Annotated in this window: 18 protein-coding genes; 4 read left to right on the forward strand and 14 right to left on the reverse strand. The window is 59.2% G+C overall.

Going from position 1 to position 22082, the window contains the following annotated elements; all coding sequences use genetic code 11:
• Positions 1-180: 180 nt before the first annotated feature.
• Complete coding sequence (locus ACYQ2I_RS13840; protein WP_460167611.1) at positions 181-2100, forward strand: cation:proton antiporter; 1920 nt, start codon at positions 181-183, stop codon at positions 2098-2100.
• A 28-nt stretch (positions 2101-2128) separates the two neighbouring features.
• Here ACYQ2I_RS13840 and fliM read toward each other — a convergent pair whose 3' ends face one another.
• From fliM to ACYQ2I_RS13910, 14 genes are all read right to left on the reverse strand, one after another.
• Entirely contained in the window at positions 2129-3181 is a 1053-nt protein-coding gene (fliM, locus tag ACYQ2I_RS13845; protein WP_460167612.1) for a flagellar motor switch protein FliM, read from the reverse strand.
• 3 nt (positions 3182-3184) lie between these two features.
• Positions 3185-4459, reverse strand: coding sequence for a glutamate-5-semialdehyde dehydrogenase (locus ACYQ2I_RS13850; RefSeq protein ID WP_460167613.1), 1275 nt, complete (start codon positions 4457-4459; stop codon positions 3185-3187).
• 265 nt (positions 4460-4724) lie between these two features.
• Positions 4725-5582, reverse strand: a complete 858-nt coding sequence (gene folP, locus ACYQ2I_RS13855) for a dihydropteroate synthase (RefSeq protein ID WP_460167614.1) — start codon at positions 5580-5582, stop codon at positions 4725-4727.
• 67 nt (positions 5583-5649) lie between these two features.
• The gene (gene lptE, locus ACYQ2I_RS13860; protein WP_460167615.1) at positions 5650-6252 is read right to left on the reverse strand and encodes an LPS assembly lipoprotein LptE; all 603 of its coding nucleotides are present in this window, start codon (positions 6250-6252) and stop codon (positions 5650-5652) included.
• 34 nt (positions 6253-6286) lie between these two features.
• A complete protein-coding gene (locus ACYQ2I_RS13865) occupies positions 6287-7612 on the reverse strand; it encodes a tetratricopeptide repeat protein (RefSeq protein ID WP_460167616.1) in 1326 nt (441 codons plus the stop codon).
• 112 nt (positions 7613-7724) lie between these two features.
• Positions 7725-8516, reverse strand: coding sequence for a DNA repair protein RecO (gene recO, locus ACYQ2I_RS13870; protein ID WP_460167617.1), 792 nt, complete (start codon positions 8514-8516; stop codon positions 7725-7727).
• A 30-nt stretch (positions 8517-8546) separates the two neighbouring features.
• The gene (locus ACYQ2I_RS13875; RefSeq protein ID WP_460167618.1) at positions 8547-9821 is read right to left on the reverse strand and encodes a hemolysin family protein; all 1275 of its coding nucleotides are present in this window, start codon (positions 9819-9821) and stop codon (positions 8547-8549) included.
• Between the two features lie 115 nt (positions 9822-9936).
• Complete coding sequence (gene ybeY, locus ACYQ2I_RS13880) at positions 9937-10416, reverse strand: rRNA maturation RNase YbeY (RefSeq protein WP_460167619.1); 480 nt, start codon at positions 10414-10416, stop codon at positions 9937-9939.
• Positions 10417-10464: 48 nt separating this feature from the next.
• Positions 10465-12270 (reverse strand): HD family phosphohydrolase, encoded by a 1806-nt coding sequence (locus tag ACYQ2I_RS13885; RefSeq protein ID WP_460167620.1) that lies wholly within the window; start codon positions 12268-12270, stop codon positions 10465-10467.
• A 5-nt stretch (positions 12271-12275) separates the two neighbouring features.
• Positions 12276-13232 (reverse strand): PhoH family protein, encoded by a 957-nt coding sequence (locus ACYQ2I_RS13890; RefSeq protein WP_460167621.1) that lies wholly within the window; start codon positions 13230-13232, stop codon positions 12276-12278.
• A gap of 306 nt (positions 13233-13538) precedes the next feature.
• Positions 13539-13868 carry a hypothetical protein gene (locus ACYQ2I_RS13895; protein ID WP_460167622.1) on the reverse strand — a complete coding sequence of 110 codons (330 nt, stop codon included), beginning with the start codon at positions 13866-13868 and terminating at the stop codon, positions 13539-13541.
• 661 nt (positions 13869-14529) lie between these two features.
• The gene (locus tag ACYQ2I_RS13900) at positions 14530-15456 is read right to left on the reverse strand and encodes a phosphatidate cytidylyltransferase (RefSeq protein WP_460167623.1); all 927 of its coding nucleotides are present in this window, start codon (positions 15454-15456) and stop codon (positions 14530-14532) included.
• Between the two features lie 275 nt (positions 15457-15731).
• Entirely contained in the window at positions 15732-16493 is a 762-nt protein-coding gene (uppS, locus tag ACYQ2I_RS13905; RefSeq protein ID WP_460167624.1) for an undecaprenyl pyrophosphate synthase, read from the reverse strand.
• Between the two features lie 83 nt (positions 16494-16576).
• Positions 16577-17866 (reverse strand): adenylosuccinate synthase, encoded by a 1290-nt coding sequence (locus ACYQ2I_RS13910; protein WP_460167625.1) that lies wholly within the window; start codon positions 17864-17866, stop codon positions 16577-16579.
• Positions 17867-18620: 754 nt separating this feature from the next.
• Here ACYQ2I_RS13910 and ACYQ2I_RS13915 point away from each other — a divergent pair.
• From ACYQ2I_RS13915 to ACYQ2I_RS13925, 3 genes are all read left to right on the forward strand, one after another.
• Positions 18621-19118 carry an L-rhamnose mutarotase gene (locus tag ACYQ2I_RS13915; RefSeq protein WP_460167626.1) on the forward strand — a complete coding sequence of 166 codons (498 nt, stop codon included), beginning with the start codon at positions 18621-18623 and terminating at the stop codon, positions 19116-19118.
• Positions 19119-19315: 197 nt separating this feature from the next.
• On the forward strand, positions 19316-20701 hold the full coding sequence (locus ACYQ2I_RS13920) for a sulfatase family protein (RefSeq protein ID WP_460167627.1): 1386 nt from the start codon (positions 19316-19318) through the stop codon (positions 20699-20701).
• 48 nt (positions 20702-20749) lie between these two features.
• On the forward strand, positions 20750-22027 hold the full coding sequence (locus ACYQ2I_RS13925; protein WP_460167628.1) for a CinA family nicotinamide mononucleotide deamidase-related protein: 1278 nt from the start codon (positions 20750-20752) through the stop codon (positions 22025-22027).
• The last annotated feature ends 55 nt before the right edge of the window (positions 22028-22082 follow it).

Below are 22082 nucleotides of genomic sequence, written 5' to 3' on the forward strand. Positions count from 1 at the left end.
ACCCCTAAAATGAGGCGTCGCCTTCGGCGATCTTCGGGACTCCTCAAGAGGCCTTCGGGAAGCTACATTTGAGTAGCCCGCTCGAACGGGCTTGTGGCGACAAAGGACGGTTCGACGGCAACGTTGTCGATACTGTCCCTGTCGCCGATCGATATTCTGCACCACGATGGTGAGTAATCCGTGGAAACCGCACTGTTGTCTCTCGTTTTGATCGTCACGTTCGGTATCACCGGACAATGGCTGGCATGGCGGTTTCGGTTGCCGTCGATCTTGTTGCTGCTCTTGCTTGGTTTTCTGGCCGGGCCGGTAACCGGTTGGATTCGGCCCGACGATCTGATGGGGCACTTACTATTGCCGGTCGTATCACTCTCGGTGGCGGTCATCCTGTTTGAAGGCGGCCTGAGTCTGCGGTTTCGCGACATCGAGGGCACGGGCGGCGTGTTCCTGCGGTTGATCACCGTCGGCGCCTTGGTCACCTGGGCAGGCCTGTTTCTCGTCGCTCACTATCTGCTGGGATTGAGCTGGCCGATCTCGATCTTGCTGGGTGCCGTGCTGGTCGTTACCGGTCCGACGGTCATCGGGCCGTTGTTGCAACATATTCGCCTCGGCGGAAGACTCGCTTCTCTGCTGCGTTGGGAAGGGATCGTCATCGACCCTTTGGGTGCCATCTTCGCCGTGCTCGTTTTCCAGGTGGTTCGAGCCGGAGAGCTGCATTTTCCCGTTTGGGAAACGAGCATCGAATTCGGGCAAACCTTGCTGGTAGGAACCCTCGCCGGTGCGATCTCCGGCATCATACTCATCCTGTTTCTGCGACGTTATCTGATACCAGACTTTCTCGAAAATGCCGTCACGTTGATGCTCGTGCTGGCAACCTTCGGATTGGCCAATCATTTCCAGGAAGAATCGGGATTATTGGCCGTCACCGTGATGGGCATGATTCTCGCCAACCAACGGTCGGTCACGATTCACCACGTGGCCGAGTTCAAAGAAAACTTGAGCGTCCTGCTCATTTCTGGGTTGTTCATCGTGCTGGCGGCGCGGCTCACGTGGCAAGACGTGCTATCGACGGGCTTGCCCGAGCTTGGATTCTTGCTGGCCGCGATCTTCGTGGTGCGTCCACTAGCGGTGCTCATTGCATCGTTGGGATCGAGTCTGACGTGGGCGGAACGCATTTTCCTGGCCTTCATGGCGCCGCGTGGTATCGTGGCGGCCGCCATTGCCTCGGTCTTTTCCTTGGAGTTGCTCGAGCTCAGCGACCCCGGCGTGCAACGTCTCGTTCCCCTGACGTTTTTGATCATCGTGGGCACGGTCACGATTTACGGCCTGGCAAGCCTGCCGCTCGCCCGCGCATTGAGGTTGATCCATCCCAATCCGCAGGGGATTGTGTTCGTGGGAGCGTTTCCGTGGGTTCGCAAGCTGGCTTCGGCCGTACAGCAAGAGGGCATCCCTGTGCTGCTGATCGACAGCGATCGCTCCAAAGTGGCCGCGGCCAAGATGGAAGGATTACCGGCGTATTTCGGAAGCGTGCTGTCGCAATCGGCCACAGAAGAGCTCGATCTGTCGTCGATGCGCCGTCTTGTTGCGGTAACTCCCAACGACGAACTGAACACGCTCGCTTGCCAGCGATTCGCCCCGCAATTCGGCCGCAGTGAGGTCTATCAACTGCCGTGCCGTCCGCGAGGTCCCGGCCAGCGGATGGAAACCGTCTCGCGCGAGCAGCGAGGCCGGATCCTGTTCGATCGCGAAATCACCTTCCATGAGATAACCGAATTGTTCGGCTACGACCCGGCTGTCCGCACCACCCGACTGAGCAAAGAATTCGACTTCGACGCGTTTCAGCGAATGCACGGACGCACCATTCTGCCCGTCTTCCTGATTCGTCGAAAACGTGAAGTCTTCGTGTTTTCTTCCGGCGCACCGATTACGCCTCAACCGGGTGACGTCATCGTCAGTTTGACATCGCCGGCAACTCCGGAAGAAGAAGTGAACCGCCGTCGTCGAAACGACAAGCGGGCCAAAGGCTCTGAAAGCGAAACCGCCGAAGAAAACGCCCCTTCCGACACGGTCGACAACGCCCCGGGCCCCCAAGCCGAAACCTGATTTCGCCTAAGCCCGCCCCGGACGATGGTCAGTCGCCGATCGCATCGGTCGGATCCGGAATGATTTCTTCGATGCGGATCGCTTTGTGTCCCTTGATGACGCCGGGAGAAGCTCGGAACTTCGGCACCCCGCGGACGAACACCAACAACGTTTCGTGGATGTCTTTTTGCGTGGTGATGATGTCGCCCACCCGCAAGCCGATCAAATCGCCCGCCGTTACCTTCGTGCTCGCCAATTGAACCTGTACGTCCACTACCGAGCTTCGCAGGGCCTTTCCGATCTTCTCGGTCGTCTCGGGCGAAACCTGTTTCCGACCATACGACGCCCACGTGTTGGCGGTCAGCTTGCCGCTGATGCGTTCCAGCGTGTTGTACGGAATACACAGGTTCGCCATTCCTCGTGTTTCGCCCAGCGCCAATTCGAAGCTGATCAAGACGACGACTTCGTTGGGCGGTACGATCTGAACGAGCTGCGGATTGCTTTCGACCCGAACGACCTCGGGATTCATTTCGAGGACGTTTTCCCAAGCGTGCTTGAGTTCTTGCAGGAACAGGTCGGTGATGCGTCCGACCAAAAGCCGTTCGATGTCGGTCAACGGCCGACGAACGGGAGGCGAGCTTTCGCGGCCTCCTCCCAGCAACCGGTCGATGATCGGGTAGAGGATCGACGGATTGATATCGAGAATGAGATGCCCCTCGAGCGGTTCCGCACGAAGCAGGTTGAAGCACGTCGGATTGTCGAGGCTGAAGACGAATTCGTCGTAGGTGAGCTGATCCACGCTGGTCAATTTGACTTCGACCATGCAGCGCAGCATGGCCGAAAGGCCGGCGGCAAAATTGCGGCTGAACCCTTCGTGGAGGGTTTGCAGCGCGCGCATCTGCTCTTTACCGACGCGCTCGGGTCGCTTGAAGTCATACGGCATGACTTTCTCGCGACTACGGCGAGGCGGCTTTCTGCCCCCTCCGTCTCCACCTCCTCCGGCCGAGGTCGCATCACCGGCCTTGTCGGCGGCGGGCGCCGACTTGGCCATTGCGTTGAGGAGGTTTTCCACCTCGGCTTGGCTGAGGACGTCTCCGGACATGGATCACTCCCTGATCTGTCCTTTACCCGACACCACGTACTTGTAGCTGGTCAACTCCTCGATCCCACACGGTCCGCGGGCGTGAAATTTGTCGGTGCTGATACCGATTTCAGCCCCCAATCCGAATTCGCCACCGTCGTTGAACCGCGTACTCGCGTTGACCATGACGGCGGAACTGTCGATACGTGTGCAAAATTCGTCAGCCGCCGCGATATCTTGCGTGACGATCGCCTCGGTGTGTTGGGAACTGTACTTGTTGATGTGTCGGATCGCGGCATCCAGGCTGTCGACCACCTTTGCCGAAATGATCGGACCGAGGTATTCGGCCGCGTAGTCTTCCTCGGACGCCGGCTTTGCCTCGGGCACGAACCGACACACCGTTTCGTCGCCGCGGATCTCAATCCCGCGTTCGATCAGGGCCTTTGCCAACCGCGGCAGCAACGACTCTGCAACCTCGGCGTGAATCACCAACGATTCGGCGGCGTTGCACACGCCCATCCGCTGGCATTTCGAGTTGACGAGAATCTTTTCGGCCATGTCGGGATCGGCCGCTTTGTCGATATACACGTGGCAATTACCGGCAAAATGCTTGATTACCGGCATGCGTGCTTCGGCCGAAACGCGACGAATGAGCCCCTCTCCACCACGCGGGATTGCCACATCGATGTAGTCGGCCATTTGCAGAAAATGCCCGACCGCCTCGCGATCCGTCGTTTCGACCAGTTGCACGGCATCTCGCGGAAGACCGGTGTCGGCAGCCGCCTCGGAGAGGATATTGACGATTGCCTGGTTTGAGTGAATGGCTTCCTTCCCGCCGCGCAAGATCACCGCATTGCCGCTTTTGATGCACAACGCAGCAGCATCGGCGGTCACGTTCGGTCGCGATTCATAAATGAAAAACACGACCCCCAACGGGACGCGAACCTTGTTCACCACCAAACCGTTCGGACGCACATTCGACCACACGACACGACCGATCGGTTCGGGCAGCATAGCCACCTCTTCCATCGCCCGCGCAATGCCGTCGATCCGTTCGGGCGTCAAGCGTAACCGATCGATCTGGGCATCGGTCAACCCGAATGAAGGGGCGTTCTTCAAATCGGCCGCGTTCGCCTGGGCCAGCGCCACGGAGCGCTCTTTCAGGAGTTTCGCCCCCGTCCGCAACCAAGCCTCTTTGACTTCGCCGCTCACGCCGGCCAGTTCGCGCGAAGCTTCCTTCGCCCGTTTTGCCACTTCCAAGCAATAGGCTTCCAGGTTTTCAAAATCGTCGATGGACATCGCGGCTTTCCTCGTCAAGTTGCTCCAATCGACCGGATCGTCAGCCGTCTTCGCGTTCCCCTCGCAGCTTCTCAGAACCGCAGACAGATCCTGAGCATCCCGGTTCCGTCCCATTGGGAAAACATTCCGGCAAGACTCCCAATGCCATGGCAAGTATCCCTCATCAACCAATCGACGTCAACGGCGAATTCACGCGGCGGCCAACCCGGCCGACAAACGCAACCCCTTGCCAAATCATTAGTTAAGGCATCCAGCCGATCCCTTATCAATCTTCCACGCCACCGGCTGCGGCGAACGTGGTCATGGCTTCGCGAACCGCACGAACGTTGTGTACCCGGAGCAGGTGAACTCCCGCTTTGGCCATCGCCAACGCGACACCGATCGTCCCGTAGAGGGGGACGGTTTCCGAATCGGGAACAAGCTGCCGCAAGAATCGCTTGCGCGAATGCCCCACCAAAATCGGAAACCCAAGCTCCTTGAATTCGCGTATCCTCTGCAAAATCTGCAAATTGTGATCCAGAAGCTTACCGAACCCGATCCCGGGATCAATCACGATTTGATCTCGGCTGATCCCCGCGTTCTCACAAGCGCGGGCTCGCTCGTTCAAAAACGCGCTTATCTCACCGATCACATCCCGATAGTGTGGTGCGTCCTGCATGGTTTGCGGGGTGCCCTGCATGTGCATCAGGCAGATGCCCGCGGAATAACGCCGAACGACTTCGATCATCTGCGCGTCACCGGCAGCGGTCACGTCGTTGACGATGACAGCCCCGGCTTCCAAGGCCGCTTCGGCGACTTCGGGCTTCGAGGTATCGACCGAAATCGGAACTTCGCACTCGGCACTCAGCTTTTCGATCACCGGCAGTACACGTCGCCGTTCTTCGTCGAGTGGAACCGGCTCGGCGTAGGGGCGGGTGCTCTCGCCGCCGATGTCCAGAATGTCGGCTCCCTCGGCCACGAGACGAAGCCCATGTTCGACTGCCGAATCGGCATCGAGAAACTTCCCCCCGTCCGAGAAACTGTCGGGGGTAACATTGACAATGCCCATCAAGAGGGGAAGCCGGCGAAACTCGATCTTGCGATCCCGCGCCGACCAATACGAAGGCGTGTGTATCGATCCCATGACGACCGCTTTCCCGTGATCGTTCGGCGACCGTGCCGAAGCGGGCTTCCGCAGACTCTACGAAATTTTACCACGGAAGCTCCATCATCCCCACGATTTGATCGGCGACCCGCTCGATTGCCGTCAACTGGGCCGTAGCCGTGGACTGCCCGACCTCGGGTACGAACGCCGACTCGGCGGCGACCGTTTCCAGCTCGGGAGGCAGGGGAACGGCGATCGTATCGCCCAGCGGCTGTCCGCGTGTGTCGGTCCACCGCACCTCGACGACCAAATTGATCAACGATTCCCTGGGATCGTCATACGGGTTTTCGGCCAATACGCGTTTCGATTCGCCGACGATTCGCCCCGAAAGAATGCTGTCGGCCTGGGCCGGGTTTCCCACCACTTTGTAGGGCGTTTGCGTCTCAATGGCTTTTTGAACGGCTTCCGTCAATTGTTCGCCCAGTCCTCGTCGAAAACTCATCGACTGAAAGACGGGGACGTAGACGGTCTGAATATCGTCGCGAAACAACGTGGCCGTGCCCACGTGATATCCGGCACACCCTACCGCGACGATCCAACCGAACAGCAAGCCCCCCATCGTCCGCACGATCCGGCCGGAGCGTCCTCCGCAACGGCGTCTTCGATCACTCGAGATCGGTTCAAGTTGTGTGCGAACGGATGCCGTCATCGATTCGAACCCATATCGGCGCCGCAAAAGGCGGTCAATCCTCTTCGGTCGAAGGAAACCAACGTGTAAGCCAGGCAAAACGGTCCGGCGGCTTGGGCGGCAAACCAGCGATTTCCGCCAAGCGTCGGCTCGCCAATTGGGCGGCTTCCGTACCCGGATACTCACGAATCACGTATTCGTAATACTGCCTCGCGGCACCGTAGTAGTGGCGGCGATCGTAGTATTGCCCGACCGCCCAATCGCGGGCGGCTTTTTCTTCGTAGATTCGATTACGTTCCTGAAGAACCTTCTCACGGCTGTCGCCCAGCCGATCGGAATAAAGAGCCAACAGTTCGTCGGCCATCTCTTCCGCCCGTTCCAACGAAGCACCGTCGTACAGCGGACCTTGATAGGCCATCAAGTTCGACTTCATACCCAACAGGTAGGCGTCGACCAAGTGTTCGCTCTGCGGGTACTCACGTCGCAACTGATCGTAATAATATGCCGACTCCTCGTAGTGTTTGCGCAAGAACTGCGAGTTCGCGATCGCGTAAACGGCATCGTCGGCAAGAGGCCCGGTAGGATCGTACAATCGCACCGACTGGTAGGCCTTCAAGGCTCGGCGCCACGTGTCGAATTTCGGGCGCGTCGCATCTCCCAGATGCAACACGCCCAAGAACGAAGGATCGGCGTTTTCCAACTGGTCCCAGTATCGCCCGATCGAGAACTGTCGGGCCACGACGCGGTCGAGATACTTCGTATACTGATACTTTTTCAACAGCTTGTCGTATGTTTCGTTCGCCTGGGGATAGCGGTCGGCGAAGAATTCCGATTCACCTTGGTAGAAAAGTGCATCCTCTTCGAGAATCGAATTCGGCCAACGTTTGGCCGCCCGCTCGAATTTTTCGGCTGCCGCCAGGTATTGCCCGCGACGGTACAGCTCCATGCCTTCCTGAAACAATGCCTCGGCGACGCGTCGATTCGGCTTCGGCGTGGTGACTTGCTTGACGAGCCGTACAGGGTCAAGTTTGTCGAGAAACGATTCGTCCCACTTGTCGTCGTCGATCGACGCGTATTCGTCGACGTATTCCTGCTCGCGATCGGTGGGAAAGTCCTCATACGAGGCTTGGACGGCCCGAGAGCCGTCGGCGAGCGCAGAACCGTCGGCCGCGGCGACTCGACTGTCACGGTTTGCCTCGGCTGCGGGGCGCGGTGGTTGCGTGCGTTTGGTGATCGGCTGTCCTGTGACACTGCGGAAAAGCCAGCCCTCTTCGTATTCGACCGTCGGATCGTAGCCGGCCTGTTTCGCGCGGTCGGGCAAACCGAGCCCCCAATGACACCCCGCCACGACCGACAGGAAACCGATGAAAAAGAAGGGCATCACGGACCGTAGGCCGCCCGACGAAGGAACCGAGCCTCGATTCGAATAATCGAGCGGACGCCGAGCCAAGCCGGTCGAGAGGCATCCTTGCCGACGCTGATCGGATTCACGGTCAGGTGAGTAAGCCGAGGTATTCATGCATCCGTGGCTTTCGGCCCAACAGGTTTCTGATGTATCCGTTGATCAATCCCCGCAACTCGCCCTGCACTTGGGGACTCCATTCCGTCCACGGTCCGCGGCATGTTGCCGAGGTGCCGGTCATCTCGCTCGCGTCCCGATTACCGGGCGAGTGCGATTCTTTGAGAATACGCCAAGCGACTTCCCCCAATGCCATGACCGACCGTCGCGTCGGTCGGCATCGAGGACACAGAACACCTCCGTCGAGTAAACCAAAAAACACGCGGTTTCGTTGCGGCACGATGTCTCGTCCGCACCCGACACAAATTTCCAACGACGGCCAATACCCCAACACCTTCAAAATGCCCATCTCGAAAGCGAGTACGTGGCGGGGCACGTCTTCGTTTTGCGCCAACGCCTGTAACGTTCGATCCGTCAGATCGAAAAGGTCGGGATGCGGGTCGTAGTCTTGGGTGAGCAGTGTCACCAGCTCAACGACGTAACAGCCCGCATAAAACCCGGCCAGGCTTCGACCTCGCAACCGGAACCGGCGCACGACCTTGGCCTCGGTCAACAAGTCCAAAGCCTCGGACGATTTGCGGAGGAAGATTATTCGACACACCCCAAGCAGGTCAATAGCAGAGTCGAAAGAACTCTTCAGTCGCTTCGCTCCCTTCGCCAAACCGCTTATCTTGCCATGCTCACGGGTAAAGAGGGTGGCAATCACGCTCGATTCACTGAAATCGACCGTGCGCAGGACGATAGCGATATCCTTTTCGGCGGGCATGGGTGTTCCGTCCGGCCGTTGTGCAGAAGGCTACTCGTCGAGCACTTCGACCAACACTTTGTTCACGCGTCGCGGCGTCGCATCGAGAACGGTAAGACGGACGCCGTCTACCTCGACACTTTCTTTGGGAACAGGCACATGGCCCAGCCGCGACATGATCAATCCGGCAACGGTGTCGAAATCGGGACCTTCGGGCAAATCGATGCGAAACTCTCGGTTCAACTCGTCTACCCGCACGTTGCCGAGTACTTCGGCCGAATTGCCGTTGAGCCGCTGAATCCCGGCGACTTCGTCGGTGTCGAATTCGTCGACGATCTCGCCGACGATTTCCTCGATGATGTCCTCCAAGGTGACCAGCCCGGCCACGCCCCCGTACTCATCCAAGACGATCGCCATGTGGTTGTGCGTTCGTTGGAAGTCTTCCAGCAGGGCATCCACGGGCTTGGTTTCAGGGACGAACATCGGTTTGCGCAGCAGTTTAGGCCACGGAGTTCCCGGATCGCCGCCGCGCCGCTTGGAAATCTCGGGCAGCAGGTCTTTGGCGTACAGAATCCCGACGATATCGTCTCGGTTCGTACGATAGACAGGAATTCGCGAATGCCCGCAATGAACGACGAATTCGAGCATTTCGTCCCACGAAAGCGATTCGGCCATGCAAATCATTTCGGTACGCGGTCGCATGATCTCGGCCGCGAGGACTTCGCCCAAGGTGATGATTCGCTCGATCATTTCCTTGGCGTCTTCCTCGAGGGCGCCGCTGCGTTCCCCTTCCGAGACGATGCTGCGAATTTCTTCCGAAAGCGATTCCTCGTCGGGAAGTGCCGGTGTCTTGCCGGCCAACCGATGAAGCACGACATCCACGCCGCGTCCGACCTTTGAAATAGGAGTCAAGAGGGCAGCCATCGCCGTCCACACCGGCCACAGGCGAAACACGACGACTTCCGGCCAAATTCGAGCCACGCTGCGGGCAATCCAAATTTGTCCCAAGAGCAAAGCGAGCGCTGCCGTTCCCACGACGGTCGCTGTTCGGCCGGGCGAAGCTACGCTTTGATCGGCCGTCGCATAGAAGACGGACGCGACGACGGTCGCTACCGCCAAGATGCACTCCGCCCCTTCCAGCGCCCACGCGATCGACTCGTGGCGTGTCAAGACCTGCCGGTACCGATCCTCACGGTGATCCCGCTCTGCCAAGTCCAACAGGTCGCTACGGGAAAACCCTCGCAAGGCTCGAGCAGCGGTCGCGGTTGTGCAAGTGAGTGCATAACCGATCAACGCCGTCCAGAACCATATACTGCCATCGTCCACGGGCGGTGGTCACCTCCTCGACTTGTTCTTACGGCGAGCCCGTTCGGCCGGGGCTGTGCCTCGACCGGTCGACTCGCTTCTCTACGCTTGTCGCCGAACGAATGCCGACTGGGCATTACGTCTGATCATGCGATTCCGGTAATTCGATACCTACCGTCCGCAAGATTTCCCGCTCGGCCTGGCGCATGCGGCTGCGTTCCTCTCCCTCGGCGTCGTCAAAGCCGACCAAGTGCAATGTACCGTGCGCCACATACAACAACAACTCGGTCTCGACCGAGGTATCGAACTCCTCGGCCTGTTTCCCCGCGGTGTCGACGCTGATCACGATGCTTCCCTCCAAGCGATCGCCGTCGTCCAACGGGAAACTGATCACGTCGGTGGGATAGTCGTGGCCCAGAAAACGACGATTGATATCCCAAATCGTCGCATCGTCGACGAAACGGTATTCCAATTCGGCCTTCGGAACGTTCCACCGTCGAAGCGCGTTCTCGACGACGGAACGAACCTTGGCCGCTACGCCGTTCGAAACTCGGCCCGTTTCGTCCTCGATCGTGATCCGGTAAGATTCAACCTGCGAGTCGGAATCTTCGGTCATCGCTGTGCCAATTGCCGGTCGGATGTATCGTCGGCCGGAGGTCGCTGATCATGACGACTCAGTCGTCTCCGGTTGGGGGGTCGATTCGTTCACTTGGGTTGCGTCGACTTTTGCGTCTTCCGGCGAATCAGCCGATTCATCGGCCGGCGACGATTGTTCGACGCTCTTTCCCTGATCGGTGCGGGGCTTGCCGTCCTTACCGCTTTCTCCCGTCCGTCCCGGTTTGTCGACTACCTTGCGATCGGGATACTTGATGCGGGCATGGTACATGGCTACCAACGACTTGATGATGCTGTCTTCGATCGTCCGCAGCTCGCGCAACGTGAGATTGCTTTCGTCGAACTGTCCCTGCTCGAGCTTTCGGCCGGCAATTTCGCGAACAAGACTTTCGATTCGGGCCGGCGAGGGTTCTTTGAGTGCGCGCGTCGCACTTTCGAGCGCGTCGGCCAACATGAGCACCGCAGTCTCTTTCGTTTGAGGCGCCGGCCCCGGATAGCGAAAGCTCGACTCGTCGACTCCGGCTTCGCGTCTTTCAGACTCGTTTTTCGCCCGCGCCTGACCGTAAAAATATTCGACCAGCGTCGTCCCGTGATGCTGTTCGATAAAATCGATGATCGGTTCGGGCAACCCGTGACGACGGGCCAACTCGGCCCCGTCTTTCACGTGCGCGATGATCACCAAGCTGCTGAGTTGCGGTTCCAGCGTTTCGTGCCGATTTTCTCCCGGTTCTTGATTCTCGATGAAGTAGTCGGGCTTGAGCATCTTGCCGATGTCGTGGAAATATGCTCCCACACGCACCAGCAGGCCGCGGGCACCGATCGACTCGGCTGCCGCTTCGGCGATTGCGCCGACATTGATCGAATGGTTGTACGTGCTGGGAGCACGGCGGGCCAACTCTTGGAGCAGCGGATGCGATAGATCGGTCAGCTCCAGCAAGCTCATGTCGGTGAGGACGCCGAACATCCGCTCCACGAACGGCAAAAATCCCGTCATCAGAAAGCCCGACAGGACGATCCACAACGTTTGCCAGCCGATCTCGGCCAGCAACACCTCATCGACGGGTGTATCGTTCAAGAATGCCACGGCCACTCGCAACAAGGCCGAAGCAACCGCCGAAATCATGCCCACATAAAGCAACTTTGTACGTTTGCGAATGCGATTCAGTTGAATCACCGCAACCGCCAAAGTTCCCATCCACACCAGCCATGCACCGACGCCAAAGCCTAATGCCAAGGCGAGCAGGAAGACCAAAACGCCACTGAACAACAAGGCCAGTTCTTGGTTGTACGCTATGGCCAACGTTTGGGCGAACAAGAGCAACGGGATGATCTCGGCATGCCGCGACCCTCCCGACGCCCACACCGCAGCAGCGATCGCCGACACGTACACCCCGAGCAGCATCAGCAAGCGAGGCAGCCGGACCAAGAGCCAGCGTTCGCGAAAATACAAATAGATACCGCAGGACGCCAATGAAGCGACGACGACCACAAACACGGCCCCGAAACGGGCCAGCTTCTGGCTCCATGAACGCTTCGCCAAGAATTGCTCATAATCGGCAAGCAGATCCGGCAGATCGGCACCGACATCGTCGGCTCGCAAGTGAAGATATGCGTTGCCGCCGGGATAGCCCAACGCGGCATCCTGGGCAACCGTCTCACCAAGGCGACTTCCCAACGGCGGATTCCACGCCCGCATCACAAGACAAATCACAACCGCCGTTGCCAGCGCCAGCGCAATGCGCAAAACGACTTCGCGCTGACGCAGACTGCGCCAGGCCTGTTCCCACTTGCTCGGGGGTAACGTAAACCCGGCGGCGCGTTCGGCGCGCCGCCGTCGTGAGCCTCCCGCAGCCATGGCGGTTACTTGTCCCTCCTGGGCGATGCCGGAGCATCGGCCTCATAGGCGTCCACAATCGCCTGGACCAAGGGATGCCGAACGATGTCGCGATTGCTCAATTCCACCCGCGCGATCCCCTCCACGGAACTCAAACGCCGCCACGCGTCGATCAATCCGCTGCGAGTATGCGAGGGCAAATCGATTTGCGTCGTGTCGCCCGAGACGACGATCTTGGATCCCGTTCCCATTCGAGTGAGGAACATTTTCATTTGGGCGACGGTCGTGTTTTGCGCCTCGTCAAGGATCATGAATGCCTCGTTCAACGTTCGGCCCCGCATGTACGCCAACGGCAATACCTCGATGCGTTGCTCTTCGGTAAACCTTCGAATCGTATCGTGGTCGACCATCTCGTGCAATGCATCGAGCAGCGGTCTCAGGTAGGGGTTGATCTTGGCCTGCAAGTCGCCGGGAAGAAACCCCAAGCTCTCCCCCGCTTCGACGGCCGGTCGGACGAGAACAATCTTCCGAATCTGCTGACCGCGCAACGCCGAAACCGCAGCAGCAACGGCCAAGTACGTTTTCCCCGTCCCCGCGGGCCCTCTACAGAAAACAATATCATGCCGTCGGATGGCATCGAGGTATTTTGCCTGTCCGATCGTCCGGGGTACGATTTTTCGCCCCGAGTAAACCTCGATCGGCCGCGAATCGGCGCGCGAAATCCCGGCCTGAACTTCGGCCAGCGCCCGTTCGACGTCGCCCCGAACGATGGCCCCGTTCTGCTTGACGCCGAGCCGCAATCGCTCCAACACCTCAATCGCCTGGGCCACCGAAGCGTCTTTTCCTGTCACTTCGATGTTGTTTCCCGCCGTGGTGATCCGTACTCCAAGCGCATTCCGGATCATCCGCAAATACTGATCACACGGCCCCAGAATTGCCAACAACGTTTCTGCGTTGAGAACCGAAAGTGTTTGTGGTGACATCGAGGCCTTTCCGCAAGACTCCTTGTGCAAAGCTGCCGGTATCGACCTCCCGGCGTGATCGCCGCCGGAATTCTAGACTTCATCATCCCTTCATCCGGGCTTCGGCGCCAAGGCGAAATCCTTTTTCACCCGGGTATTGCCGATTGAGAACACCGTATTCTACGCGCTTCCTGCTCGGCACGTCACACCCCTCCTGGGGGGGCAGAGATATTCGCAGAACGATCCGCAAAAGAGGCCGGGAACAGACGTCGCGCATCCTCGCCCGGCAAAAGCGTGACTTGAACGCGGCATCGTCAGAGAGAGCCGTCATTTCGTCAAGAAATCGCTCAACCCGGCAATATACGTCCGGCAGTAAGGACAAATATGCGTCGCCGCCAATATTTCCCGCTGGCACTTGCGGCAGATCTTCTTCGGCGGCGTGGGAGGAACTTCTTCGGCGGGGTGATACTCGACGTCCTTTTCCGGCTCCTTGGGACCGGCAGAAAGGATGTCCAGGATCTCCGCTTCCGACAGATCATTCGCCGGTGCGGGAACACGAACCCGAACGCGACAGACCGGGCACAGCCCTGTCTTCCCGGCCAGCGAGTCCTTTACCCGCAAGACATGCCCGTTGCTACAAACGACCTCGATCGGCATCGCACGACTCCCAACCCGCCCCGTATGAGCGAACACCTGCGAGCACCCCGACGGTTGCGTCGTCGCGTCCTTGACGACATCGCGTGCCGTCGTTACGGCTCACCCGCGTGACTCCCGATCCGGTGCAGATCCCGCTCGCCGTCGCTACGGCCTCATCCGCACCGCGGGCAAACGCTATTCGGCAGGTAGGTCCTTCCAATTCCCGGTGTCGTCGGCCGCGTTCGCGATGGTTTTCCAACGAACGCACTATCTCCGGCCGGAACTCTTCGGTGTCGTACGTCGTTTGCCCGACAAAGCCCCTCCCGTTCCGTAGCTGTTAAACCGAAAACAGCCTCCTTGGGATTCGGTAGGTTGGTCGTTTTCTTGGGCGTTCTAAGCAAAACCGAGCAGACGGCCACCGAATCTCGCATCCACCGCGTTCCAAAGGATCAACGGCTACCCCAGTTTTTCGTCCAACGGGCGTTTCGGAGGGCCGGTCCTCGGTGGTCATTACCCGCTCAGCCTCAATATTGATGATAGCTACTTCGCGCAATCGAAGCCAGTTTTATTCCGCACTTTTGTCCCCCACAATTGGCACAAAATCACCCCCTCTCACCCCCTTTTGTGGGACAGCCGTGAGAGACGCTCCGCCTACAAGACGCCCCCAATGCGGCAAGCGGCGTCAAAATAGCCAAAACAACCAAAAAAGATAAGCAACAGGCGCCGCCAAGAGGGTCGAATCCAGCAAATCGAGGGCGCCGCCGAGACCGGGAATAAGGCGGCTGGAGTCCTTGGTGTCGGCCTCGCGTTTCAGCAACGACTCGGCCAAATCGCCCCAAATCCCGACGATCGACAACACCAAGCCGTACGAAACGACCGACCAAAGCGAACCGGAGAACGGCGATTTGGCCAACCAAGGAACGATGACCAGAAACATCACACACGATGCCGCGATTCCGGAAACGATCGCACCGACGGCTCCCTCGATCGTTTTGTTCGGACTGAGCACCGGGGCCATGGGATGCTTTCCGATCAATCTTCCCGCCGTGAAAGCTCCTGTGTCGCTCAGTTTGATGACGACCAACAGGGAAACGAGCGCCTTCATTCCGAAAGCCATTCGTAGTTGCACTAGAAAGCACGATAGCAGGCCCACGTAGGCGACGGCGAACGTGGTGCCGACCGCCGCAGCCAAGGCACCGCACGGTTTGGCATCCTTCGCCGCTTTCCGATATCTCGCGAGCGCCGTCAAGAACGCCCCCGCGACGACCGACGCCATCGCCACGAAAACCACGACACTCGAAGCGCCGACGACCTCGCGTGCCAGCCGGACCGTCAACCCGGCGTCACGATGAGCGGCGATCCAACTCAGCGCCGTTCCCCAGCACGCACTGATCATCGCCAGGCAACCGGCGATCGTCAATCGGGGAAACAACGGTACGCCTGCCGCCGGGAACAGGCGAATCGACTCGATGCCCGCAACCGCCACGCACAAGAACAAAACGGGAAACAACCAAACGCCCGGCCAATCGATCGTCTGCCAGTCGAGCCATGCCAGGGCAAGGACTCCCATCGCCAAAGAAAGGCCGAACAAAATGCGTGTGGTGGGCATGAAATCTCGGCTTCGTCCAGAAAGTGTTCGACTCGCACCATCGCACGGCCGTCTCACGGCGTCCCGCAACGAGATTCGACGCCGTCGTCCTGCCCCGAACGGTCATCCGTTTCGCTTCGCAAATCCCCGTTCCATCGTCGGCAACCCATAATGTTAGGCCATCCATTATGGCCGCCATCGGTCGGGTTCAACAAGAGTAAGGCATCGACCCGTCAGAGAACACGCCACTCGGCGCGAGAGAGCGTTCTCTCCGCAAGTGCGTCCGGCCGCGTCAGTCAGCACTCTTTCGGCTGGGCGAGGCCGCCGAAACGCCGTTCGCGGTTGGCATAGTCGACGATCGCACGATGCAGAAGAGGCTCGTCGAACTCGGGCCAACACACGTCGGTCACCCAAATTTCGGCGTAGCTGATCTGCCACAACAAGAAGTTGCTCAGCCGCATTTCACCGGCAGTTCGGATCAACAAATCGGGATCGGGCATACCGGCGGTATACAAGTGCGACTCGATCACGTGCTCGTCGATTTCGCCGGCTTCGAGCCGCCCTAACCTGACTTGTTCGGCAATTGCCCGCACGGCATCGACGATCTCTACACGACCGCCGTAATTGATCGCCAGGCACAACGTCAAGCCGTCGTTTTCGGCGGAAAGATCGATCGTCTTGTTCATTTCGCGCAAGACGTCGTCGGGAATGCCGTCGCGGCGACCGATTACCCGCACGCGAACGTTCTGATCGAGGATCGTTCGGCGTTCCTCGACCATGTATTGCTCGAGCAATCGCATCAAGAAATCGAGCTCGGCTCGGGGACGTTTCCAGTTCTCGCTGGAGAGACAATACAAAGTCAACTGCTCGATCCCAAGTCGCGAGCACTCTTCGACCGTGCGGCGCACGCTGGCCACACCGCGACGATGCCCCTCGATTCGCGGCAGGCCGCGTCGCTGGGCCCAACGCCCGTTGCCGTCCATGATGGCCGCAATATGGCGCGGACGTTTTTCGGGTGGAACCTCGTCGATCGATCGATACTTGCCGGTGTCGTTCATCGTGCTCTGCTGTTGTTTTCCGACGAGGGATTCGTGACCGGGTGGAGCCGCGCCGAATGTGGAACCACAGGCCCCGACGAAAACTACAGGTCGACGACGATCGTCTGTTCGCGATCCGGCCCGACCGACACGAGTCCGATCGGCCGCCCGACCAATTCGGCAATTCGGTCGAGATAGTTACGCGCTGCGACAGGTAGATCTTCGAGACGACGGGCCGACGTGATGTCTTCCTGCCAGCCGGGCATCGTTTCGAGGACCGGTTCGGCCTCGCGCAACAGCCGATCCTGACTCGGGAAGTGCGTCACGGTTTCGCCGCCGATGCGGTACGCCGTGCAAATTGCCAGCTCGTTCAAGCCGCTCAGCACATCCAACAACATGATCGCCAGTCGGTCGATACCGCCCAACCGTGCAGTATACCGCAAAGCGACGATGTCGAGCCAACCGCACCGACGCGGACGTCGCGTGACCGTTCCGTACTCGTTCCCTTGGTCGCGAATCCGTTGCCCGATTTCGTTGTCTAACTCGGTGGGAAACGGCCCCCCGCCTACGCGCGTGGTGTACGCCTTGGCGACGCCGATCACACGGTCGATGTAACGAAACGGCACGCCCGATCCGGCCGCTACGCCCACTGCCGAACTATTGCTGCTGGTGACGTACGGAAACGTACCGTGGTCGATGTCCAACAACGATCCCTGCGCTCCTTCAAACAGGATTTTCCGGTTCGCATCCACCGCATCGAGCAAATAGGCGGTCGTGTCGGCTACCATCGGCTCGAGCCTTTCGGCGTAGCGACTGTACTCGTCGTACACGGCAATGGGATCGAGTTTCACGACCTCGCCTTCGTCGACCAGGCAGGCGAGCATTCGATTCTTGACCTCGACGATTCGCTGAATGCGTTCCTTGAAATCGGGGGCGTACAGATCGCCTACGCGGACGGCCAACGAGCGTCCCACCTTGTCGCGATAGCAAGGCCCGATACCCCGCATGGTCGTGCCGATCGCTTCTCCGCCCGTACAAGCGTTGAGAATGCGATCCTCCTCCATGTGCCAGGGGAAGATGACGTGCGCCCGATCGCTGATCATCAGGTTGGCGGCCACGTGAATGCCGCGATCCACCAACCCGTCGATCTCGGCCAAGAGCGTTTTCGGATTGATGACCACGCCGCCGGCGATCACGCAGCGAACGTTCGGATTGAAGATTCCGCTGGGAATGAGCGAAAGCTTGTACGTTTCGCCGCCGACGACGACCGTGTGCCCGGCATTCGCCCCGCCTTGATATCGCACCACGATATCATGCCCCTCGGTCAGCAAATCGACGAGCTTCCCTTTGGCCTCGTCACCCCATTGCAAGCCAACGACACAAGTAGCCGACACGATTGCAACTTCCTTATCTGGGCGCAAAAACCAACGCCCCGCAAACCACGTAGTGCGGATTTGGGGGCCCATGTACTGCAAACAAGCCAAGTCATAACAGGTGGTTACAGTGGAACCCAAACTTTGCAGTGTACCAGTCGCAAAAAGCGACCGTCAAGCGCGGGCCGCCATGCCCCTCTTGAGAACTATTCTTAGGCGGTTGCGAGAATCCCTTCAGAGAAGTAAGATGTGAAATTTTAGTCGTCCGTTGGCACCACTTTCAGGGAGTTTCGAATCATGTTGCGAAAGATCTTGGCTATCTGCTTTGTCGGTCTCTTCTGCTTGACCTTGGCGGTGGGCTGCAATCCTCCGGCTGGTGGCGAAGGCGCGCCCGCCGGCAGCACCGCGGCCGCTGCTGAGTGAGTCTCGCTGTCCCCTCCGATTGAAGCCGATACTGCTTCGCCGACAAACGCTCTACCCCCTTGAGTGGGGTGGAGCGTTTTTGTTTTTGCGACCGATGACTCGCTTTCGTCACATGCCGGGTGGAACCACAAGGTTGTACGGCCCCCAACCATTGAGGTCCGAAACTTGTGAGGATCGCAGCCGCCGACTATCTTTGAAAACTGCGTGGTCGACCGGCTTTTCGACCCCCAATACGGCGCCGTCCTTGTTCGGCGACCGATCGGTACCAGCCGAAACGTGTGGTCGATCGAGACGTGGTCGCCCGAATCGGCGACGATGACTCGTCCCCCTAACCTGTCGTAAGGAGTTCCCCATGAGAGCCAAGATTGCGCGTGTTGGACTGATGCTGTTTGTATTGGGATTGGGTATCGCGATCGGAATCGGCTTCGACCGCATCCGGCAAGATCGAAAAGCCCTTGCCGATGACAACGCGCCCGCACAACAACAAACCGACGAAGCCAAACCCGTCAAGAAGGTCATGCGTGTCGGGCAAGTCATCGGCCTGCGCCCCGAAAAGAGGGACTACTACATCAAACTGCACGCCAACACGTGGCCCGGCGTCCTGAAACGTATTCACGACTCAAATATCCGCAATTACTCGATTTACCTGGCCGAATTGGAAGGCAAGCTGTACCTGTTCAGCTACTTCGAGTACGTCGGTGACGATTTCGAAGCCGACATGGCCAAGATCGCCGCCGATCCCGAAACGCAACGCTGGTGGAAGGAAACCGATCCGTGCCAAATCCGGCTACCCGACACGCCGGAAGGTTCGTGGTGGAAGCCGATCCCCGAAGTGTTTCATACCGACTGAGATTTGCTCGACGACATACAACGGGTTTCTCGTCCGACCATTGGGCACAGCCCTTCGGGGCCTGTGCCCGCGGTCGTTCTTGGAAAGTGTTCGCGCCCGATGCCCCCCGCACATCGCGTGCGCCGACCGGTCGAACTACAATGTGAGCGATGCGTATCGAAACAAACCCCGCCGCGTCGTCTTACTTACGGAGGTGAATGATGCTCTCCCGGTCTGTCTCGCTTTTCGTAGCGTGTGCGGCCGTTTTCTCGACATGGAGTTTGAGGGCCGACGAGCGCCCGAACTTCGTGATCATCATCGCCGACGACATGGCCTGTGAAGACTGCGGGGCCTACGGCCATCCGCATATCCGCACGCCCAATATCGATCGACTGGCCGCCGAGGGAATGCGATTCGACAACGCGTTCCTCACATGCAGTTCATGCAGCCCGAGCCGGGCGAGCATCATGACGGGACGTTATCCGCACGCCACCGGCGCCCCCGAATTGCACCAGCCGGTTCCCGCCGATCAAGTTCTATTTTCCAAGCTGCTCAAACAGGCGGGCTATTTCACCGCGGCTTTGGGTAAGTGGCACCTAGGTAACGCGGTCATGGACCAATTCGACGTGGTCAAAGTGGGCGGCGGCGACGGTGCGTACGCCCATTGGCTACCGACGCTCCGTGAACGACCAAAAGACCGCCCCTTTTTCTTCTGGCTGGCGACGACCGATCCGCACCGGCCCTATCAAGACGGCACGATCCCGAATCCACACACCGAAAAAGACGTCGTCGTGCCGCCCTATCTTCCCGACACGCCCGAGGTGCGGCGTGACCTGGCAATGTACTACGACGAAATCGGCCGCCTGGATGCCAATGTGGGCCAAGTGCTCGAAGAACTGGAACGTCAAGGAGTCGCCGACGACACCGTGGTCATCTTCCTTTCCGACAACGGTCGGCCCTTTCCCCGCTGCAAAACCTGGGTGACCGACAGCGGTATTCGGACTCCGCTGATCGTTCGTTGGCCCGGCCGCGTTCAACCCGGCTCGACATGCGGCGGGTTGGTCAGCTCGGTCGACATCGCTCCGACGATTCTCGAGCTGGCCGGACTGAAACGTTCCGACACGTTCCAAGGCGTCAGTTTCGCCGAACTGTTGCGAAACCCGCAAGCAAGAATTCGCGAATATGTTTACGCCGAACACAACTGGCATGATTACATGGCCTATCAACGTGCCGTACGTTCGGCGCATTACATGTATATCCGCAACTGGGTGCCCGAGGTTCCTCGAACGCCGCCAGCAGATGCCGTTCGGAGTCCTACGTTCCAGGAAATGCGCAAACTGCGCGATGCAGGCAAACTGCCGCCGGAGCAGATGCAATGTTTCACTGTCCCCGCTCCAATGGAAGAGCTGTACGACGTGGCCGCCGATCCGTATTCGCTGATCAACCTGGCCGGAAAACCGAATTACGAACCGATCTTGGAAAAAATGCGTCACGCATTGGATGCGTGGCGGCAACAGACGCGCGACGTCGTACCTGAAACGCTCACCCCCGACAAATTCGATCGTGAAACGGGCACACCCTTACAAAGCAAGACAGCCGATTGATCGCACTGTTCGGCTGCCGTGCCGAACGACAATTCGAGAGAAGAATCGATGAACGAATCGCATCGCGCCGTTCAAGCCGAGGTCATTTCGATCGGCGACGAGATCACCACCGGGCGCATCCTCGATACGAACAGTCAGTGGCTGAGCTTGCACTTGGCCGACGAACTCGGCGTCCGCGTGCTGTATCATACGACGATCGGCGATGAACTTCAGGCAATGGTCCACGCCTTTCGGCAAGCGATCGATCGATCCGACGTCGTCATCACCACGGGCGGCCTCGGGCCGACCGCCGACGATCTCACGCGGGTGGCTCTGGCGAACGCCGTGGGGCTTCCGCTGGAAAAAAATCTTCAGGCGTTGGAACACGTCCGCGAAATCTTCCGGCGGCGAAACCGTCCGATGCCTGAACGAAACACAACCCAAGCCATGTTCCCCCGCGGCGCCGACCCCATCGCCAACCCCAACGGCACGGCGCCGGGCATCGCCATGACGATTCCGCGCGACGGCCGCGAGCCTTGTCGCTTCTTCTGCCTGCCGGGGGTGCCGGTCGAAATGCAAGAAATGTGGCCCGAGGTACGAGATCGCCTGAAAGCTGCGGGCATCGGGGGAAAGACGATCGTCCGCCGCGATATCAAGTGCTTCGGGGCGGGCGAAAGCAATATCGAGGCCATGTTGCCCGACTTGATTCGCCGAGGACGGCACCCGACCGTCGGCATCAACGCTTCGAAGAATACGATTATCTTGCGGATCACCGCCGAAGGCGACTCCGAAGACGAATGTCGCCGCGCGATCGAACCGGTCGCGAAAACCATCTACGACTGCCTGGGCGATCTCGTCTTCGGCGAAGGCGACGATGAACTCGAAGACGTAGTCGTCCGCCTGCTCCAAGACCGAGGACAAACCCTCGCCACTGTCGAGTGGAACACTGCCGGGATGTTGGCCGAATGGCTGAAACGTGCCGACGGTAATCGGCAGGTATACGCGGGCGGTCTCGTACTCGCACGCCCCGACGAAGTGGAACATGTCTTGCACCTGTCGGAGATCGGAAACGATCTCGCCCTTCTTTCGACGTTGCAAGCCGCGAAACAGATGGCCGCACAAACCCGCAAACTGTTTGCCGTCGATACGGCGCTGGTTGCGGCACCTTTCGACCCCATGCCCGGCAGCGACCGACCGCGTTCGATGGCCGTAGCCGTCGCCGGCGACCAAGGCGTGATTGGTCGCGAAATCACCCTATGGGGACATCCGGCGTACTTGACGATCTCGGCGGCCAAACACGCATTGAACACCCTGCGGTTACACTTACTCGGTCGCCCTCTCGCGTAAGGGGGGGGCGACGATTGATTCCTTTTTCGACTCTCGACATCCAAAAGGCAGGAGC

It is taken from the genome of Thermostilla marina, assembly GCF_054657455.1.

Bases quoted from the DNA above. Each gene is read 5' to 3' on its own strand.
- ACYQ2I_RS13865 (WP_460167616.1), bottom strand. From the start codon at position 7,612: ATGCCCTTCTTTTTCATCGGTTTCCTGTCGGTCGTGGCGGGGTGTCAT.
- ACYQ2I_RS13850 (WP_460167613.1), bottom strand. From the start codon at position 4,459: ATGTCCATCGACGATTTTGAAAACCTGGAAGCCTATTGCTTGGAAGTG.
- recO (WP_460167617.1), bottom strand. From the start codon at position 8,516: ATGCCCGCCGAAAAGGATATCGCTATCGTCCTGCGCACGGTCGATTTC.
- ACYQ2I_RS13920 (WP_460167627.1), top strand. From the start codon at position 19,316: ATGATGCTCTCCCGGTCTGTCTCGCTTTTCGTAGCGTGTGCGGCCGTT.
- ACYQ2I_RS13925 (WP_460167628.1), top strand. From the start codon at position 20,750: ATGAACGAATCGCATCGCGCCGTTCAAGCCGAGGTCATTTCGATCGGC.
- fliM (WP_460167612.1), bottom strand. From the start codon at position 3,181: ATGTCCGGAGACGTCCTCAGCCAAGCCGAGGTGGAAAACCTCCTCAAC.
- uppS (WP_460167624.1), bottom strand. From the start codon at position 16,493: ATGAACGACACCGGCAAGTATCGATCGATCGACGAGGTTCCACCCGAA.
- lptE (WP_460167615.1), bottom strand. From the start codon at position 6,252: ATGACGGCATCCGTTCGCACACAACTTGAACCGATCTCGAGTGATCGA.
- ybeY (WP_460167619.1), bottom strand. From the start codon at position 10,416: ATGACCGAAGATTCCGACTCGCAGGTTGAATCTTACCGGATCACGATC.
- ACYQ2I_RS13895 (WP_460167622.1), bottom strand. From the start codon at position 13,868: ATGCCGATCGAGGTCGTTTGTAGCAACGGGCATGTCTTGCGGGTAAAG.
- folP (WP_460167614.1), bottom strand. From the start codon at position 5,582: ATGGGATCGATACACACGCCTTCGTATTGGTCGGCGCGGGATCGCAAG.
- ACYQ2I_RS13885 (WP_460167620.1), bottom strand. From the start codon at position 12,270: ATGGCTGCGGGAGGCTCACGACGGCGGCGCGCCGAACGCGCCGCCGGG.
- ACYQ2I_RS13900 (WP_460167623.1), bottom strand. From the start codon at position 15,456: ATGCCCACCACACGCATTTTGTTCGGCCTTTCTTTGGCGATGGGAGTC.
- ACYQ2I_RS13890 (WP_460167621.1), bottom strand. From the start codon at position 13,232: ATGTCACCACAAACACTTTCGGTTCTCAACGCAGAAACGTTGTTGGCA.
- ACYQ2I_RS13915 (WP_460167626.1), top strand. From the start codon at position 18,621: ATGAGAGCCAAGATTGCGCGTGTTGGACTGATGCTGTTTGTATTGGGA.